Source organism: Aequorivita sediminis (assembly GCF_032080575.2).
GTDB classification, from domain to species: Bacteria; Bacteroidota; Bacteroidia; order Flavobacteriales; family Flavobacteriaceae; genus Aequorivita; species Aequorivita sediminis.
In genome coordinates this window covers 131,461-150,567 of sequence record NZ_JAVLSO020000002.1, presented here as the reverse complement: position 1 = coordinate 150,567, position 19,107 = coordinate 131,461, and the positions used below count along the sequence as shown (strand labels likewise).

The following is a 19,107-nucleotide window of genomic DNA, read 5'->3' as shown; positions in this document are numbered from 1 at the left end:
GCTTAACATAACCTTAACCCATTGTTAATCAAGATATTCTTATTTTAGCTGTTATGATACAAGCAGATAGAGAAGAAAACAAAGAAATTATTAAAGAATCGGTTTCTTTTTTAGAGAAAAGAGGGTTTGAAGAAATAAAAGCTAATGTAGAAGGATATGAAGCTCCAAAATCTTATCTTAAGAAAGATAGTGACGTAGTAATAACTCCAGATATAGTAGCAAACCGCGCTGGAATTAAGCATTATTTTGAAATCAGTTTAAAAACTGAAAAACCTAGATTATTAAAGTCTAAATGGCAGTTTTTGGATACCATTACTCGAATGCGTAATCAGCGATTTAAAATAATAACACGTCGTGGACATTACAAGTTTACAGATGAATTATTAAAAGAGCTAAATCTTGAAAAGAATTTAATTAAACTTTAAGCATTGCAATGTGAGGTATTCCATCTTCCGAATAGCGATCACCAATAGTTTTAAAACCATGGCTTTCGTAAAAAGTAACTAGATAAGTTTGAGCCGATATTTTTATTTTGTTGGCCTTATAATTTTCTTCTATTGCCTTAATTGCCGCGTCAGTAATTTTATGTCCATAGCCTAATTTGCGATAGTTGTCTCGAACAACCACGCGACCGATAGATGATTCGTCAAAATAATCGCCCTCCTTAAAACACCTAGCGTAAGCAACCATTTTTCCATCCTCTCTACCAATAATATGTAATGCGCGTTGATCTTTTCCATCTATATCTTGATAAACACAATCCTGCTCCAAAACAAAAACTTCACTTCTCAATCTTAAAAGATTATAAAGTTCATCGGTGTTTAATTCTTCAAATTTTTTTACTTCAATTTTCATAGTTTCTCAATTAAATCAATCTTGAACAATAATATCTTTAGGATCGTCTTTTTGGTGTTCAGGTTGAATGGTAACATGATTTATTCCGAAGTTTTTAAAAAGAACTTCTTCAACTTTAGTTAATACCGCATCAAATTCTGAAAGTGTAACATCTTCGTGAAAATCTAAATGTGCTTCTAAATGCGTTTCTTGTTCGTTAAGCTGCCAGATATGAATATGGTGCATATTCTTCACCCCTGGAATTTCACAAACGGTATTAATTATTTCTTCCAAATTTAAGTCGTCTGGAGTAAAAAGCATCAATACTTTAAAAGAACTTTTTATTAAATCGTACCCCATTATTAACAAGTATAATGCTATTAATACCGTTAATATACTATCTACCCAATACCATTCAAAATATAGCATTAAAACTCCACCTATTAAAACCGCTACAGATGCAGCCATATCCGAAAATAAGTGTAAATATGCTGAACGCATATTCATATTTGTTTTAGATTCTTTAAAGAGTAGCAGAACGCTAAATCCGTTAAATATAATTCCTAAAATCGCTAACCATATTACCAAACCACTTTTTATGGGTTGTGGATCCATAAACCTAAAAATGGCTTCGTAAATAAGGTAAATAGCAACTATAACTAATGTTACAGAATTTACGAACGCTGCAAGAATTTCAGCTCGTTTATATCCAAAAGTTTTAGTGACTGAAGCGTCTTTTTTTGAATATCTATCTGCTATGAAGCTAACAATTAATGAAAGTACGTCACTAAAATTATGCAAGGCATCAGATAGTAATGATAAACTTCCAGATACTATTCCACCAATAACTTGAGCGACAGTAATACCTATATTAAGAAAAATAGAAAGCAGAAGTTTTCTACCTTTCATATCGGGATGTGAATGGCTATTAGAATGTGCGTGATTATGCGACATACTAAAAGTTTATGAGCAAGCTATTTTTTCTACTCGTTTTTGATGACGGCCACCTTCAAAACCGGTATTTAGAAATGTTTTTACCATTTCAACAGCTTGTTGTTTACTTGTAAATCGTGCTGGAATACTTAAAATATTAGCATCATTATGTTGACGCGCTAATTCGGTAATTTCTTTTGTCCAACATAAAGCAGAACGTACTTTTTGATGTTTATTAGCCGTCATATTAGCTCCGTTTCCACTTCCGCATACAATGATTCCAAAATCTACATTTCCTTTTTCAACGTCTTCAGCAACAGGATGCACAAAATCTGGATAATCAACACTAGAATTTTCATCGGTTCCATGATTGATAACAGTATGACCTTCTTTTTCTAAATAAGAGATTATTTCAAACTTATAATTTGTACCTGCGTGGTCGTTTCCAATAGAAATTTTCATAATTTTTAATTTTTATCAAAGATAATGATTTAAGCAGCAGAAATATTATTGTTCTATTTAATATTGCTTTTCCTATATAATTTAGGTTATCAACATAGTTAAGATGCTTAAATTCAATATATTAAATTAGCAGTAGTGTAAATTAATCGTTTCTTAACCTTAGCTTCATATAATGGTTAACAACATTGTTGATATTTGTTAATTGAATTCCTATAAGTAAAATTGCAGGTATGAAAAATATTTACAATAGGTTTTAAAATTTCAATAATGCAAATTATTTAACCGTTTTTTATCGGTCAGTTATGGGATAAAAATTTTCAGTTAACAACATCAAATTTAAAAATACTTATCAATTTTAGATTGTAGAAATAGGTTGTTCACAGTTGTTAATTACTATAGCTATTTAACTATAATTTAAGCTGTTCAGATTATAATATTATGTTAATAACCTATTACTAAAAGAAAACAAGTTAATTTCAAAACAAAACATCAAAAAGTTATTGTACATATTAACACACTATAATAAACATCATTTTATTTAATTAAATTTTAAAAAAGAAAAATGTAATATTAATATATGTTGATAACTATAAAAATGTAAAATGAAGATTTTTGAATCTATAGATAGACTAGGATTTTTTAAACGATTTTTAAATTGGATGGATTGTTGAAATCGTTCATTATTTGTTCTGCTTGAGAAATATCGTCTATATGTACTTGAAGCCTAATTCCACCTATAGCATTTGAGTAAAACGGAAATACACTAATCATTGTTTCATTCTGAAATACATACCTAATTCCTTCTTGATCGAACAAAAGTTGAAGCACTGCGTATTCTGCAGGGTATTGGAATATAGCTATGGTTTTAAAATGTTCCATTTTAGTTATTTAAGTAGCTTATAAAATTATTATTACTTTTAAATTCCGACGCATAAGTAGAATTCTCGTTTATATTATTTACAAACCTTCTCTAAGGTACTAAATCTTTGCTAATGTAAACCAATCATTATGAGATATGTATTACATTTACAACAATTACAAATTAAACTATGCCAAAAAATAAACGTAAAAAGAGTAAAAATAAAATAGATAATCTTTCTCAAACAATTCTTAATATACTTCGGAAGGATCATTCACAAGCTTTTAATTATAAGCAAATTGCCGCTAAACTTCAATTAGATGACCCTAGTAGTAGAAACCAAATAATCAAAAAATTAAAGAATTTACAAGGAAAAGGGAGTATTCAAGAGATAGATCGCGGAAAATATATTCTTACCCCTTCACAAAATTACTATACTGGAAAAGTTGATATTGCAGGTCGTGGACAAGGCTACATTATTGTAGAAGATCTTGAAGATGATATCTATGTGAGTAGTAAAAATTTAAATAAAGCTTTAAATGGTGATATTGTTGAAGTTTACGTATTTAAACGCAAAAGAGGAGGGAAGACGGAAGGTGAAATAACTAAAATAATAGAAAGAAAACGTACAGAATTTGTAGGTACTATTGATGTACAGGAAAACTTTGCATTCGTAGATGTTACAGATTACAAAATGTACACCGATATATTTGTTCCAAAGAATAAAATAAACGGTGCTAAATCTGGAGAAAAGGTTTTAGTTGAAATGCTAGAATGGCCAGAGAAAGAAGATTCTCCAATAGGAAACGTGATTAAAGTGCTAGGAATGCCTGGAGAACATAATACCGAAATTCACTCTATTCTAGCACAATATGGATTACCGTATGACTTCCCTCAAGAGGTTGAGGTTTATGCTAACAAAATAGATACTTCAATTAAGGAATCTGAAATAAAAAAGCGTCGCGATATGCGCGAAACTTTAACTTTTACCATAGATCCAAAGGATGCAAAAGATTTTGATGATGCTCTTTCTTTTAAAAAACTTGAAAATGGAAACTACGAAATAGGAATTCACATTGCTGATGTTTCACATTATGTTACTCCTGGGAATGAACTTGACGATGAAGCCTATGAACGTGCAACTTCTGTTTACCTAGTAGATAGAGTAGTACCAATGCTGCCAGAGATTCTTTCAAACAATGCTTGTTCTCTTCGTCCTAATGAAGAAAAATATACTTTTTCAGCTGTTTTTGAAATGAATCAAAAAGCGGAAGTTATAAAACAGTGGTTTGGAAAGACAGTTACATTAAGTGATGCGCGATTTGCTTACGAAGAAGCACAACACGTAATTGAAAATCCTGATGATGAAACACATAAAATTCCTTCCGATATTTCGATTACTGATAAAGAATATGTGGTTAAACCTGAAATTGCTGAAGCTATTTTAGAAATGGATAGGCTTGCTAAAAAATTACGAACTAAACGTATGCGTGCTGGTGCTATTTCATTTGATAAGGTAGAGGTAAAATTTATTTTAGACGAAAATAAGAACCCTGAAGGCGTGTATTTTAAAGAGAGTAAAGACGCTAATAAAATGATTGAAGAATTTATGCTTCTGGCTAATAGAAGTGTAGCCGAATTTATTGGAAAACAGAATCCAAAAAAGACGTTTGTTTACCGAGTTCACGATGAACCGGATGATGAAAAAATTGCAGCTCTTGAAAATATAATTAAACGATTTGGTTATAAACTAAACACAAAAGATCGTCATACCACAGCAACTTCTATGAATAAATTATTAAAGGATGTTCAAGGAAAAAAAGAACAAAATTTAATAGATACTATTGCTATTAGAAGTATGAGTAAGGCAATGTACACAACCAAAAATATCGGTCACTACGGATTAGCTTTTGACTATTATACCCATTTTACTTCACCTATACGTCGATATCCTGATGTTATGGTTCACAGACTTCTTCAGCATTATCTAGAAAACGGAAAAAGTGCTAATGAAGAAGAATATGAAGAAAAATGCAGTCATAGTAGTGATATGGAAGGTCTTGCAACTAATGCCGAACGCGATAGTATTAAGTATATGCAAGTTAAGTATATGCAAGATCACCAAGATGAAGAGTTTGTTGGAGTAATTTCAGGGGTAACCGAATGGGGAATCTATATTGAAATTATTTCGAATAAATGTGAAGGAATGGTTCGTTTACAAGATCTAAATGACGATCACTACGAATTTGATAAAGACGAATATGCTGTAATTGGAAAACGCACCAATAACGTCTATCGACTTGGTGATGAAGTTAATGTAAAAGTAAAAAATGCCGATTTAGTTAAGAAGCATTTAGATTTTACAATGCTAGGTCATAAATAAAACATTTAAAATAAAGGATTTATACTTTTTAGTAACTAAATATTAAATAGTAGAAACTAAAATTTATTTTTTTACAGACATTGGGTAAAAGTAATTTGTATTTTTACCCTATTATGTTTGACGGTTTACTTTACGCTGCATTTTATGGATTCTTATTGGCTTTTGCAGTCGGTCCAGTATTTTTCACCCTAATTGAAACTGCTATAACAAAAGGGGTTAAGGCCGCTATATTCTTTGATTTGGGTGCAATCGTTGCTGATATCTTATTTGTAATAATAGCCTTTTATAGTACAAGTAGAATTCTTGAACAAGTTAAGAATGATCCTGGCTTGCTAATTTTTGGAGGAGGGATTCTTATTGCCTATGGAATTATATCCTATATCCGAACCAATAAATCAATCTTCAAAATTGTGCGAGAACACTATGCTGTAAAAGTGAAAAAAAACCTCGGTGGACTATTCTTAAAGGGATTTCTACTGAATTTTGTAAACTTTGGTGTTTTAGCGGGTTGGATTGGAACCTTGATTATGGCTAATGCCCTTACAACTTCAGAAAATGGCGTATTTTTATTTATTTCTACAGTATTAGCAACCTTCTTTCTTACCGATCTTTTAAAAATACTTTTAGCCAAAAAATTAAAAAATAAAATGACTCCACGTTTTATATTTAAAACCAAAAAGTGGGTAAGTATTTTAATTTTTGGATTTGGTATTCTACTTCTTATTCAAGGAATTTTTCCTAAAGGTGTTGAAGCTGGACTTGAAAAAATTCCAGGACAAGGCAATCCTATAGAAATAGAAAAGCCTATTCCTCCTGTAGAGGATTTACAATAATAAATTCTATTTTTTTTATTTTTTTGAGTGTATCAAGTGCTCTTCCCGAAGTTTTGAGCTCGTAGGAACCGTAGTAATTATTAAAAATAAAAAAAACCCTAACTAAAAAGTTAAGGTTTCTTGGAGGCATCGAGCGGACTCGAACCGCTGTAGCAGCTTTTGCAGAGCTGAGCCTAGCCACTCGGCCACGATGCCATATTGTGGTGCAAATGTAAATAATTAAACATTTAATTCCTACATAAAAACTAAATTAGCGTTTCTTCTTCATTGTTACACTTACTTCAGCAACGTCTCCACCAATTGGAGGATTTTGTTTTGCCACCGTAACTTTCACTGTATTAACCATTTCTAGTTTTAATAATACAGAATTAATAATACGCTTAGCTACGTGCTCTAATAACTTTGCACGTATACTCATTTCTTCTCTTACGATATTTTGAAGCATAACATAATCAACAGTATCTGCTAATTCATCAGTTTTTGAAGCTTTAGATAAATCGGCTTTTACTGTAAGATTTACTAAATAATCTGATCCTATTTGTCCTTCTTCCACTAAACACCCGTGGAAGGCATAAATCTTTATGTTTTTTAAATGAATGGTTCCCATAAAATAATTTTTTACAAATATATTAAACAAAGTCAGTTTGAGTCCTTCGGCTTCGCTCAGGATAAACCAAGGTGGAAACCTACTTTTAAAGAACATCTTTTTCACTTAATTCCTTACCTTTGCACGACTTAAAAATACAGATATGAGTAACGAAGCAGCACCTCTTAATTTTATAGAGCATATTATAGAAGAAGACCTTAAAAAAGGCTACAAAAAAGATGATTTATGTTTCCGATTTCCACCAGAGCCAAATGGGTATTTACATATTGGCCATGCTTCATCAATTTGTTTAAACTTTGGTTTAGGAGAAAAATACAACGCCCCTGTAAATCTTCGATTTGACGATACAAACCCAGCAAAAGAAGAACAGGAATTTGTTGATGCCATTAAAAGAGATGTTTCTTGGTTGGGCTATAAATGGGCAACCGAATGTTACGCTTCCGATTATTTTCAACAGTTATACGATTGGGCTGTTCAATTGATTAAGGATGGAAAAGCTTATGTAGATTCTCAAACTTCAGAAGAAATTGCCGAACAAAAAGGCACTCCAAACACACCAGGAAAAGCTAGTCCTTATAGAAATCGCTCTGTTGAGGAAAACTTAGACTTACTCGAGAAAATGAAGAATGGAGATACCAAAGAAGGGGAACACGTACTTCGTGCTAAAATTGATATGGAATCGCCTAATATGTTAATGCGCGATCCTGTTATGTATAGAACCTTGTTTAAATCACATCACCGTACTGGAACCGATTGGAAAATTTTTCCAATGTACGATTGGACGCACGGAGAGAGTGATTATATAGAACAAGTATCACATTCTTTCTGTACGCTTGAATTCCTACCTCATAGAGAGCTTTACGATTGGTTTTTAGACCAAGTGGTGGAAGAAGATAAATTACGTCCTAAACAACGCGAATTTGCACGTAGAAATCTAAGTCATACTGTTGTGAGTAAACGAAAACTCGCTCAATTAGTAGCAGCGGGTGTTGTAAATGGTTGGGACGATCCTCGTATGCCTACTATTTCTGGTTTACGCCGAAGAGGTTATACCCCAGAATCGATTAAAAACTTTGCCGATAGTATTGGCGTGGGGAAACGTGAAAACTTGATTGATGTTTCTCATCTAGAATTTAACGTTCGTGAAGATTTAAATAAAAAGGCACCGCGAATTATGGTGGTTTTAGATCCTGTAAAATTGATTATTGATAATTATCCAGAGGGTCAAACTGAAATGCTGGAAGCAGAAAATAATCAAGAAGACGAAAGTGCTGGAAATAGAGAAGTACCTTTTTCTAAAGAATTATTGATTGAAAGAGACGATTTTAAAGAAGAGGCAAATCGCAAGTTTTTTAGATTGACAATTGGGAAAGAAGTCCGCTTAAAAAATGCATATATCATCAAAGGAGAAAGTGTAGTAAAAGACGCTGATGGAAACATCACCGAAATTCACTGTACTTATGATCCGGATAGTAAAAGTGGTAGTGGAACTGAGGCTTCTTTAAGAAAAGTAAAAGGAACGTTACACTGGGTTTCTGCAGCGCACGCTTTACCTGTTGAAGTTCGACTTTACGACAGACTATTTACAGAACCATCACCAGATACTAACAAGGAAAAGGATTTTATGGAATTTATAAATCCAAATTCTTTAGAAATAATTACAGGATATGCTGAACCTAGTATAAAAAATGCGGAACCAGAAGATAAATTTCAATTTCAGCGTTTAGGGTATTTCGTGGTTGATAAAGACACAACAAAAGATAATATTGTATTTAATCGTACAGTGCCATTGCGCGATTCTTGGGCAAAACTTTCATAAGTTACCTGTGTCCTTTAATTACTTTAAAGCTGATTAAAACAGCTTTTACAGTACTGTCTGTCAATATTTTTTTAGGAGTTGAAAAACCGTGCTTTCTTATTGATGATGTTATCCAAAAATATTTATCTCTTGTAGGAAATGCTTTCGACATAACTTTATAATCAGTGTAATTTGATGAAATAGCTAAATCTGGTTGATGGTCAAGAATATTCGCAATTTTTTGAAGTTTAATACTTCGGGTTTCAGCTGACATTTTTGCTAATCCGAAGGGTAAGTAATAACTTGTTTTAAATCCTAATTCCGAAAAATCTAATAATGCCTCTGGATATCGTGTTTCAACAAGTACTTTGTCCAGAGGATATTTTTTTTCAGAAAATAGCTTCATTAACTTTTTAAGAATAGCATCCTTATTCTCTGAGTTTAAATTTTTTATGTCCAACCATAAATACGGTTTTTTTACTTTATCGATATAAGATAAGTACTTTTCAAAAGAAAGATCTATCGATGGCACAGGAGGGTGGGTTACATCCAGAATATCTTCTTGTTCACTATACACCAAATCTAATTCAACCCCTTTAAAGTATTTTAAAGCACTTTCAAGTTTTTCAGGGCTATTAACCCTATGAGCCCATATTTTGTCGTAATATCCAAGGTATTCAACCTTATAAGGCGAATAGCGATAAGCCATTCCTAACAATATAGTTAAAAATAGTACCGATATGAGTATTATGAGTTTTTTACCTATTATCATAATCTTCATTCTCTTTAATCCATCGTGTACGTTCTTGAAACTCTATGTTGAAAACACTTCGCGTTTTGTCCATTAAATTGAATTCAATTCTACTTAAATCGGAAAAGCTATGTATAAAATCTTCAAGATTGTATTTCCTATCAATAAAGCTATTTAAATCAGGTAAATTTGGATGTTGACTTTTGTATTCAGGAGACGTCCAAATTACAAATGGAACTTCATACATAGGGGGAGTGCCGTAATACTCATTATGCCCTCTTAAATCCATTGTATCGTGTAATTCATCTCCATGGTCGGAAAAATAAATCACATAACTAGACTTTTCTACTTTTCGAACTGTTTCAATAATGTTTCGAACTATGTAATCGTTATAGCGAATTGCATTGTCGTATTCATTTACATAGTGTTCATTAGACTTGTTGATAAATGGAGTTTTCGGTGGACTGTCGTTAAAAAAGGCATATTTTTCTGGGTATCTTTTTTTATAATCTCCGTGGGTTCCTATTAAATGGATAAAAACCATTTTCTTTTCGTCACCTTGATTTAGAACTTCATCAAGCTTTGGCAATATTACTTCGTCATATATATTACTGTTGTAGTTATCTGTAGCTAAAAAATACGTTTGGTCTGATGCATTGCCTATTAATGTAGAAACACTTTCGTGAAGTCCCACTGGTCTTTGATTTGATATCCAATACGTTGTAAAACCCGCTTGATTTGCTAATTGAACTATAGATGCATTTTCTTCTTTGTTAGGATGGTTATAATCTGAAAACGTCAATATTTTATCAAGCGCTAAGATGGTGTGGACATTAGGAGTAATTACATCTTTAAAAATCACTAATTCATCCTTTATTTCTGTTAATAACGGATTTGTTTCTCTTCCATAACCGTACAGTTGCATATGCCATCTGGAAGTAGATTCCCCAATAATAACAACAAAGGTTTGTGGCTTTTCATCTGAAGAATAAACTTTTAAAATTTCACTTTCGCTCTTAGCTAAGGTTTTTTTAAGATTGGCTTTAGTTGTTTGATAATCGGAGTAAGATGCTATGCTGGTGTAAATAATATTATGTTCACTAAATTTCTTGTGTATCACAAAAAGCGATAATACAATTCCTAAAACAATTAATATTTTCCATTTTACCGATTTTAATCTATCAGTAAATGGTAAACTCGATTCTTGTTTTAATATAAATGGAATTAATATAAACCAGGGGAGAAACAATACAATAGCAAGAAGAATGACGGACGTATTTAAATAATAACTCAGAAACTCACTAGATTCTTGTGTGTTAGTTTCAAATATCACAAAAAGTGCAGATCCACTTAGTTTTACGCTGTAGTGATAGTAGAAAGAAAGTTTTATAAAAGCTAAGGCAGCGAGTAAAAAAATTGAAGCTATTAAAAACCACTTTTGGATTCTTAATTTTGGAATTAATAAATACAAACTAAATAGAATAGTTGTTACTATTCCAAATCCAATTATTTCTTTTAAATATGGTTTAAAATAAGGGATGAGAAACCAACCCAGAATTGTAACTATTAAAAGAGGGTAGAATAATATAACAGAAAAGTATTTCTTAATGTTTTTCAAGCTTTGGTATGAGTATTAGAGAGTATTTGTTTCAAATTTACCACAACATTTAAACATCTCCATCTAATATATTTCATTTTATAAACATGCGTTTAACATTTAGAATTATATTTAATCTTTCTTTTAAGACGAATTCTTTTAAATTATCAATTTTTAAGACAATTTTATATGTTTATTTTAACTATTAACCGCTTGTTAACAAGAACTTATATAGAGGACATCTATCTTTGTATTATTAACCTATAAAACAAATTAAAAATGGCGTCAAATAATACAGGACAAACACTATTAGCTTTATTAACAGGAGCAGCAATCGGAGCAGGAATTGGAATTTTATATGCTCCAGACAAAGGTGCTACAACTAGAAATAAACTTAATAAAGAAGCTAAAAAAACTCAAAAGAAATTAAACAAACAACTTAAAGAAACTAGTAAGAATTTGAGTGATAAAGCACAAAAAGCACGTTATAGTTTCGATCAAAAGCTAAATGACACTTTATCTACTGCAAGTCATAAAGCAGATGATATTTTAGTAGCAATGGAAGAAAAGCTTGAGGCTTTAAGAAAACAAAATGCTAAATTACAAGCTGATTCAACGTTAGATGAAGCTAAAGCAACTGCGAAAAAAGTAGTATCGTAAATATGTTTAAAGATCTAACAGATAGTTTAAATAAAATTACCCAAAAGATTGAAGATTACGGATTAAGCAGTGCGGAGTACTACAAACTCCGCTTGTTTAAATCTGTTATGAAAGGAAGCATATCCTTAGTTAATCTTCTTGTTTATGGTAGTCTTTTTCTATTTGTTCTAGTCTTTCTTTCTGTGGGTGCAGCATTTTGGCTAGGCACTTATTTTGAACATGTGTACGTAGGTTTTCTATTAATAGGTGCATTTTATGGTATTCTATTACTTTTGATGTTCGTTTATGGAAGGAAAGTAATAGAACGAAAGATGCTATACAAGTTCTCTAGTATCTTATACGATGAAGATGATATTGAGCCTAAAGAGAAGGCTGAACAAGAAATAGAAGATTATCAAGATATCCTTAAAAATGATACTCTAGCAGAAGATAGGCTTAAGGAAATGAATCTTTAATATTGATACTATGAAAAGATATACTACTTTCGAAGAAATAGATAGGGATCTGAAATACTTGCGTTTAAAGTCTCAAATAGACCTTGAAGAAGTAAAATTAGGATTTACTAGAAGTAAAGAAACCGCTAAAGAATCATTTTCACCGATGAATTTAATTGCTAGTACGGCATCATCAGTTATTAAGAAAGCTTTTGTTTTAAAATTAGTTGATAAGCTTATTGGTATTAAAACTGTAAAGACAAAATAAGTTTTTTCATTTAATTGAACTTAAAACTTATTTCTATATAGAGGATTATCCTCAAAAATCTTGAATTAACACATTAAAAAAGCCGTCTCAAAACAAACTGAGACGGCTTTTTTAATACTATATATTAGTGAGATTAATAGTTTAAATCTTCTCCTTCTTCAGGTCTTTCTGGAGCTTCTCGCTTAGTTTTCTGTTTGGGAACTATACCTTTTTTAAGATTTTGTTTTTTCATTTCCTCCCCAATTTGATTACTAGCAACAAATGATGCAATCATGTCATTAAGCATATTGCTTCCCGCTTGTGGTGAATTAGGCAATAGGATAAGGTTGGTATTGGTTTCTTCACCTATGGATTGCAGCGTGTCATAATGTTGAGTTACTACAATAAGCGCAGACGCTTCTTGCGAATTGATTCCTACATTATTTAAGACATCCACACTTTCTTCGAGTCCACGTGCAATTTCACGACGTTGATCGGCAATACCTTGTCCTTGTAATCGCTTGCTTTCAGCTTCAGCACGTGCCTTAGCAACAATTTTAATACGCTCCGCTTCAGCTTCAAATTCTGCAGCTACTTTTTCACGTTCTGCGGCATTAATTCTATTCATAGCTGCTTTTACTTGAATGTCTGGGTCAATATCGGTAACGAGTGTTTTAATAATATCGTAACCGTATTCGCTCATAGCTTCGTTTAATTCGGCTTTAACTGCAATAGCTACATCATCTTTTCTTTCGAAAACATCATCTAACTTCATTTTTGGAACTTCAGCACGTACTACGTCAAAAACATAGGAAGTAATCTGATCGTGTGGGTTTTCAAGCTTATAAAAAGCATCGTAAACCTTTAATTTTAATACTTGAAATTGAACTGATATTTTTAGTCTAACAAAAACGTCATCTTTTGTTTTCGTTTCAACTATTACATCGAGTTGTTGAATCTTCAAATTTATTCTTCCTGCAATTCGGTCAATAAAGGGTATTTTAAACTGTAATCCAGAATTTCTCATACTTTGAAATCTTCCGAATCGCTCTATAATAGCGGCAGTTTGTTGTTTAACTGTAAAAAATGCACCTAGAATAATAAATAAACCAAGGAGTAGAAGTGGCACTAAAATAATATAACCCATATATTTAATTTTAATTGATAATTATTAGTTGTTTAAGGTACAAAATTTTAGTAATTATTAAGCTATTGCTTCAATTGCCGTATTTATTCTAGATACGCCCTCTTTTTTTCCTAAAATTGAAAGAATTTCAAAAACATCTGGTCCTTTCATTTCACCTACTAGTGATAGACGTAATGGCATCATAACTTTACCAAATCCTATATTTTCAGAGGTAATCCAACCTTTTACTTTTTCTGAAAGATTTTCTGCAGTAAAATTATCTTCATTTTTAAGGATCTCTACTACTTTTTGAAGTAATTCTGGTGTTTCTTCTTTAAACGCTTTAGCTGAAGCCTTTTCATCGTAATTTGAAGGTGCTTGAAAAAAGAAACTTCCTTGCTCCCAAAGGTCACTTACAAATGTTGCGCGCTCTTTTAAAATTGAAACAATTTTAGTTATGTCTAGACCAGTATCAGTCGATACATTCTTTTCTTTTAAAAACTGAATAAAATCCTCTGAGAGTGTAGCGTCGTCAACCTTTTGTAAATACTGATTCTGAAACCATTTTGTCTTTTCAGGATCAAATTTTGCACCTGCCTTATGAACGCGCTCTAATTCGAAAGCTTCAACCAATTCTTCTAGACTAAAGATTTCTTGTTCCGTACCAGGATTCCATCCCAAAAACGCCAACATATTTACTACTGCATCAGGTAAATAACCATCTTCACGGTAGCCTGAGAATATATCTCCATCCGCAGTTTTCCATTGTAATGGAAATACAGGAAAGCCCATTTTATCTCCGTCTCGCTTGCTTAATTTTCCATTACCAGTAGGTTTTAGAATTAGAGGTAAGTGAGCAAATTCAGGAGCTCTCCAGCCAAATGCACGATATAATAAAACGTGTAATGCCAATGAAGGCAACCATTCTTCTCCGCGAATTACGTGAGTAATATTCATTAAATGGTCGTCTACAATATTTGCTAAGTGATAGGTTGGCATTCCGTCACTTTTAAACAAAACCTTATCATCAAGAATGTTTGAATCTACTTGAATACCCCCGCGAATAATATCGTGAAGCATTAGCATTTCATTTTCTGGTGACTTAAAACGAATTACATACTCATCTCCGTTATCAATTTTTTGTTGCGTTTCTTCAGCCGATAAAACCAAAGAGTTATTCAATTTCAAGCGGTTATGCCAGTTATAAATAAAGGTTTTTCCTTTCTCTTCGTGGTCTTTGCGATGTGCATCAAGTTCATCTGAAGTATCAAAAGCAAAATATGCATTTCCAGACTCTATTAACGCATCTGCATATTGTTTATAGAGCTCTTTTCTTTCGCTTTGGCGATATGGAGCACAATTACCTTCTTTATTTGGACCTTCATCGTAAGGAATATTTAACCAGTTTAAAGCTTCAATAATGTATTGCTCAGCGCCTGCTACATAACGGTTTTGGTCGGTGTCTTCAATTCTTAATAAAAAATCACCTCCGTGTTTTTTTGCAAATAAATAATTGTACAATGCGGTGCGTACACCTCCAATATGTAAAGGACCTGTAGGACTAGGGGCAAAACGTACCCGAACTTTTTCTGACATAATATGCATTCTTTTTATGAAGTTACAAAGGTACAATTATGGTACCTCATATTAAAGCTATTGGTGGCTGCGGTTCGTTTCTTTTTTTGGAGCAATATTTGTACCTTATAGAGAGCAAAATTTATTGTAATTTAGAAGATTTGAATATCATTAAGCACAATTATGAGCACCTTTAGTATCATTCAGCAAAAGCTGGAAGAATTTATTAGGAAATACTACACCAATGAGCTTATAAAAGGAGGCATCCTTTTCTTTGCAATAGGACTGTTGTACCTCCTAATTACGCTATTGGTTGAATACTTCCTTTGGCTAAATCCGTTAGGAAGACGTATTTTATTTTGGACATTTATAGTTGTTGAAATAAGCTTATTTATTCGATTTATCGCTTTCCCACTTGCGAAACTTTTTAAACTTCAAAAAGGTATTAATTATGAGGAAGCATCAAGAATAATTGGAAATCATTTTCCTGAGGTTAATGATAAACTATTAAATGTAATTCAACTTAATCACAACAAACACGAAAGTGAATTGCTTGCAGCCAGTATCGATCAAAAAGCTTCTGAACTACAACCAATTCCTTTTAAGAGTGCTATAAATTTCAAAAAGAATGCTAAATACTTGAAATATGCAGCAATACCTGTTTTAATATTTCTTCTATTTAGTGCTTTAGGAGGAACTGATATTTTTTCGAGTAGTTATAAACGCGTTGTTCATTACGACACAGCATTTGAACCACCAGCGCCATTTTCTTTTTTTGTATTAAACGAAAACCTCAAAGCAATTGAAAATAATTCTTTTGTTTTAAAAGTTAAAGCGGAAGGTTCCGCAGTTCCTGAAAATGCGAGTATTATTTACAACGGTGAATCGTACTATATGCAACAAACCCTGCCAGGATTGTTTGAATACACTTTCCAGCAACCTGTTGCGAATATTTCTTTTAATTTAAAAGCCAATAAAGTTACTTCTCGTCAATATGTATTAGATGTTGTTAAAACACCTTCTTTACTTAATTACGAAATGGTTTTAGACTATCCTTCCTATACAGGAAAGCGAGATGAAACCTTAAAAAGCACTGGAAATGCTTCAATTCCGGAGGGAACTAGAGTTAGATGGAATCTTATAACTAAAAACACCGAGTTTGTGTCCTTAAAAACTGCTGATACAAGCTATTCTTTTGCTCCAAATAATGAAAGTTTTCATTTTGAAAAAGCAGTTTACAATAAATTAGATTACACGATTACTACATCTAACGAAAAATTAAAAGAATATGAAAATCTTGCTTTTACTTTAAATGTCGTAAAAGATCAATATCCAGAAATTAGCGTACAGTCTAAACAAGATAGCGTCGATATTCAACGTGTTTTATTTCTTGGCCAGATTTCAGACGATTACGGGCTTACTAAACTGCGGTTGGTGTATTTCCCTGAAGGAGAGGAGAAACTGGCTAAAACGGAAGGATTACCTATTAGCAAAACCAATTTCGACCAATTTACGTATTCATTTCCAGGTAATTTAGAATTAGGAGAAGGTGTAGCTTATGAATATTATTTTGAAGTTTTTGACAACGATGTAATTCACAATCACAAATCGTCTAAATCTGCAGTTTATTCTTTTAGAAAATTAACAAAGAGTGAATTTGAAGATGAGCAGCTTAAAAATCAACAAGACGCTATCAAAGGTTTAGATGAGTCATTGGATGATTTAAAAGAACAAAAGGAATCTCTTGATGAGTTATCTAGAATGCAAAAAGAAAAAAACGAGCTTAATTATAACGACAAGAAAAAACTTGAGAACTTTATTAAGCGTCAGAAGCAGCAGGAGGAAATGATGAAGAATTTTTCAGAAGAGATGAAGAAGGAACTCGATAATTTCCAACCAGAAAATAAAGAAAACGATCCTTTTAAAGAAGAATTACAAAAGCGTCTTGAGGAAAATGAAGAGCGTTTAAAAGAGAATGAAAAATTATTAGAAGAGCTCGAAAAACTTCAAGATAAAATAAACAAAGAAGAGCTTACAGATAAACTAGAAAAGTTAGCTAAGCAAAATAAGAACCAAGAGAAAAATTTAGAGCAACTTGTAGAGTTGACCAAGAGGTATTACGTAGAAAAGAAAGCTGAAAAACTAGCTGAGGAACTTTTTAAAATGGGGGAAGAGCAAGAAAAGCTTGCCGACAAACCTGAAAGTGAAAACACAAAAGAAGCACAAGAACAACTCAATAAAAAATTTGAGGATTATCAAAAGCAAATGGAGGACCTTCAAAAAGAAAATGAAGGTTTAAAGGCCCCAATGGATATTCCTCAGGATAAAGCCGGGGAGCAAGAAGTAGAACAAGAGCAACAAGATGCAACTGATAAACTTGAAGATCAGAAACCAAGTGAAGCTGGAAAAAATCAGAAGAAGGCCGGTGAGAAGATGAAGGAAATGAGTAAACAGATGCAAATGCAAATGCAATCAGGTGGGATGGAATCTATGGAAGAAGACCTAAAAATGGTTCGGCAGATAGTAGATAACCTTGTTGTGTTTTCTTTTGAACAAGAGATTTTAATGGAAGATTTCAAAAAAATTGAATACGGTAATCCTATCTACGGTATTAAATTAAATGTTCAAAACGACCTTAGAACTAATTTTGAACATATAGATGACAGTTTATTTGCTTTGTCACTTAGACAACCAATGATAGGCTCACAAATAACAACTTCCTTAATTGATATTCAGTATAATTTAGATAAATCTTTAGAGCGTTTAGCAGAAAATAAAATGCGTCAAGGAATTGGAAATCAGCAATATACAATGACTGGCTCCAATGATTTGGCTGTTTTATTGAGTGAAGTGATGAACAATATGCAAATGCAGATGTCAATGTCTATGGGTTCTGGTTCGGGTGAAGGTATGCCTAGTCCTGGATCGGGTATGGGGAAGGAGTTTCAACTACCTGATATAATTGAAGGACAAGAAAGTTTAGGTGAAAAGATGAAGAATGCTATGAATAAAGGCCAAGAAGGAGAGCAAGGTGATGGGGAAAGTGAAGGTGAAGGTCAGGGAGAAGGGGAAGGTCAGGGTGATGGCGATGGTGGAAATGGTAAAAACGGCCAAAATGGGAACTCTTGGAATGAAAAGGGTGGTGATAAAGAAGGTTACGGAGATAGTGAAGAAATGAACGGTGAGCTATTCGAAATTTACAAGCAACAACAAGAACTTAGGCAGAAACTTCAAGATAGATTAAGCAAAGAAGGCCTAAATGGGAATGGAGGTGCTTTACTTAAAAAGATGGAGGGAATAGAACAACAATTACTTGATAAGGGTTTTAACCAAAGTACACTTCAAGAAATCCTTAATCTTAAATATGAATTATTAAAGTTAGATGAAGCCGATTTTGAACAAGGTCAGGAAACGAGAAGAGAAGGCGAAACTAATTTTAAAGATTATCGAAATAACGTTCAGTTGTCTCCAGAAGAGGTAAAAAAATACTTTAATACAACTGAAATTTTAAATCGTGAGGCCTTACCTTTGCGCCAAGATTACAAAAATAAAGTGCAAGACTATTTTAAGGACAATAATGAATGATAGAATTTAATTTTGAAACAGACTTTAAATTGGATAATGAAGCTTTGTTAAAAAAGTGGATTTCCAATGTAATTACTTCTGAAAGTTTTGAAGTAGGCGAGGTTCATTATATTTTTTGTGATGATGAATTTTTACATAAATTAAATGTAGAGTTTTTAAATCACGATACTCTTACCGATGTAATCAGTTTCGATTATAGAATGGGCAATCAAATTAATGGTGAAATTTTTATTTCTATTGAGCGAGTTCAGGATAACGCACAAGATTTTGAAAATAGTTTTGAAGAAGAATTACACCGTGTAATGATTCACGGAATTCTTCACTTCTGTGGTTATAAAGATAAAACAGATGATGAAGAAGCCTTAATGCGGAACAAAGAAAATGAAGCTTTGTCTCTTTTACTTCGTTAAATGGATGTTTCTT

At 32.4% G+C, this 19,107-nt stretch carries 18 protein-coding genes and 1 tRNA gene; 9 read left to right on the top strand and 10 right to left on the bottom strand.

From position 1 onward, the window contains the following. Positions 1–53 precede the first annotated feature (53 nt). Positions 54–425 (top strand): hypothetical protein, encoded by a 372-nt coding sequence (locus RT250_RS04170; RefSeq protein WP_313112425.1) that lies wholly within the window; start codon positions 54–56, stop codon positions 423–425. Here the strand turns inward: RT250_RS04170 and RT250_RS04165 are convergent. The 4 genes from RT250_RS04165 to RT250_RS04150 form a co-directional block, all read right to left on the bottom strand. After that, a complete protein-coding gene (locus RT250_RS04165) occupies positions 415–855 on the bottom strand; it encodes a GNAT family N-acetyltransferase (protein WP_313112424.1) in 441 nt (146 codons plus the stop codon). The two genes, RT250_RS04170 and RT250_RS04165, sit on opposite strands and share 11 nt — an antisense overlap. Positions 856–870: 15 nt before the next feature. Continuing rightward, complete coding sequence (locus RT250_RS04160; RefSeq protein WP_313112423.1) at positions 871–1,788, bottom strand: cation diffusion facilitator family transporter; 918 nt, start codon at positions 1,786–1,788, stop codon at positions 871–873. A 9-nt stretch (positions 1,789–1,797) separates the two neighbouring features. Next, positions 1,798–2,229: a ribose 5-phosphate isomerase B gene (gene rpiB, locus RT250_RS04155; RefSeq protein WP_313112422.1), complete on the bottom strand. Its 432-nt coding sequence runs from the start codon at positions 2,227–2,229 to the stop codon at positions 1,798–1,800. Positions 2,230–2,868: 639 nt separating this feature from the next. Beyond that, positions 2,869–3,108, bottom strand: a complete 240-nt coding sequence (locus tag RT250_RS04150; protein ID WP_139854163.1) for a DUF2007 domain-containing protein — start codon at positions 3,106–3,108, stop codon at positions 2,869–2,871. 170 nt (positions 3,109–3,278) lie between these two features. Between RT250_RS04150 and rnr the strand changes: the two genes are divergently transcribed. Together rnr and RT250_RS04140 are read left to right on the top strand one after the other, a co-directional pair. After that, positions 3,279–5,471 carry a ribonuclease R gene (gene rnr, locus RT250_RS04145; RefSeq protein ID WP_313112420.1) on the top strand — a complete coding sequence of 731 codons (2,193 nt, stop codon included), beginning with the start codon at positions 3,279–3,281 and terminating at the stop codon, positions 5,469–5,471. 113 nt (positions 5,472–5,584) lie between these two features. Continuing rightward, positions 5,585–6,304, top strand: a complete 720-nt coding sequence (locus RT250_RS04140; RefSeq protein WP_313112418.1) for a LysE family translocator — start codon at positions 5,585–5,587, stop codon at positions 6,302–6,304. Positions 6,305–6,425: 121 nt separating this feature from the next. Here the strand turns inward: RT250_RS04140 and RT250_RS04135 are convergent. Together RT250_RS04135 and folB are read right to left on the bottom strand one after the other, a co-directional pair. Beyond that, positions 6,426–6,499, bottom strand: a tRNA-Cys gene (locus RT250_RS04135). A gap of 55 nt (positions 6,500–6,554) precedes the next feature. Continuing rightward, a complete protein-coding gene (folB, locus tag RT250_RS04130; protein ID WP_313112416.1) occupies positions 6,555–6,911 on the bottom strand; it encodes a dihydroneopterin aldolase in 357 nt (118 codons plus the stop codon). A 142-nt stretch (positions 6,912–7,053) separates the two neighbouring features. Between folB and RT250_RS04125 the strand changes: the two genes are divergently transcribed. Next, positions 7,054–8,730: a glutamine--tRNA ligase/YqeY domain fusion protein gene (locus RT250_RS04125; protein WP_313112414.1), complete on the top strand. Its 1,677-nt coding sequence runs from the start codon at positions 7,054–7,056 to the stop codon at positions 8,728–8,730. A gap of 1 nt (position 8,731) precedes the next feature. Here RT250_RS04125 and RT250_RS04120 read toward each other — a convergent pair whose 3' ends face one another. Both RT250_RS04120 and RT250_RS04115 read right to left on the bottom strand, forming a co-directional pair. Further along, on the bottom strand, positions 8,732–9,490 hold the full coding sequence (locus RT250_RS04120) for an FAM151 family protein (RefSeq protein WP_313112412.1): 759 nt from the start codon (positions 9,488–9,490) through the stop codon (positions 8,732–8,734). Then, the gene (locus RT250_RS04115) at positions 9,468–11,078 is read right to left on the bottom strand and encodes a sulfatase-like hydrolase/transferase (protein WP_313112410.1); all 1,611 of its coding nucleotides are present in this window, start codon (positions 11,076–11,078) and stop codon (positions 9,468–9,470) included. Before RT250_RS04115 ends, RT250_RS04120 begins: the two co-directional genes overlap by 23 nt. A gap of 258 nt (positions 11,079–11,336) precedes the next feature. Between RT250_RS04115 and RT250_RS04110 the strand changes: the two genes are divergently transcribed. From RT250_RS04110 to RT250_RS04100, 3 genes are read left to right on the top strand one after another with little or no spacing between them, the layout of a single operon-like run. Next, entirely contained in the window at positions 11,337–11,717 is a 381-nt protein-coding gene (locus tag RT250_RS04110) for a YtxH domain-containing protein (protein ID WP_313112408.1), read from the top strand. Positions 11,718–11,719: 2 nt separating this feature from the next. After that, the gene (locus RT250_RS04105; RefSeq protein WP_313112407.1) at positions 11,720–12,172 is read left to right on the top strand and encodes a phage holin family protein; all 453 of its coding nucleotides are present in this window, start codon (positions 11,720–11,722) and stop codon (positions 12,170–12,172) included. 10 nt (positions 12,173–12,182) lie between these two features. Further along, a complete protein-coding gene (locus tag RT250_RS04100; protein ID WP_313112405.1) occupies positions 12,183–12,419 on the top strand; it encodes a hypothetical protein in 237 nt (78 codons plus the stop codon). 133 nt (positions 12,420–12,552) lie between these two features. On the opposite strand, the gene RT250_RS04095 is transcribed toward RT250_RS04100, so the two are convergent. Together RT250_RS04095 and gltX are read right to left on the bottom strand one after the other, a co-directional pair. Further along, entirely contained in the window at positions 12,553–13,545 is a 993-nt protein-coding gene (locus RT250_RS04095; RefSeq protein ID WP_313112403.1) for an SPFH domain-containing protein, read from the bottom strand. A gap of 57 nt (positions 13,546–13,602) precedes the next feature. Then, positions 13,603–15,120: a glutamate--tRNA ligase gene (gltX, locus tag RT250_RS04090; protein WP_313112401.1), complete on the bottom strand. Its 1,518-nt coding sequence runs from the start codon at positions 15,118–15,120 to the stop codon at positions 13,603–13,605. Between the two features lie 162 nt (positions 15,121–15,282). Here gltX and RT250_RS04085 point away from each other — a divergent pair, with 162 nt between their 5' ends. Next, positions 15,283–18,684, top strand: a complete 3,402-nt coding sequence (locus tag RT250_RS04085) for a DUF4175 family protein (protein WP_313112399.1) — start codon at positions 15,283–15,285, stop codon at positions 18,682–18,684. Then, complete coding sequence (ybeY, locus tag RT250_RS04080) at positions 18,681–19,094, top strand: rRNA maturation RNase YbeY (RefSeq protein ID WP_313112396.1); 414 nt, start codon at positions 18,681–18,683, stop codon at positions 19,092–19,094. The genes RT250_RS04085 and ybeY overlap by 4 nt, the downstream gene beginning before the upstream one ends. Positions 19,095–19,107: the final 13 nt, after the last annotated feature.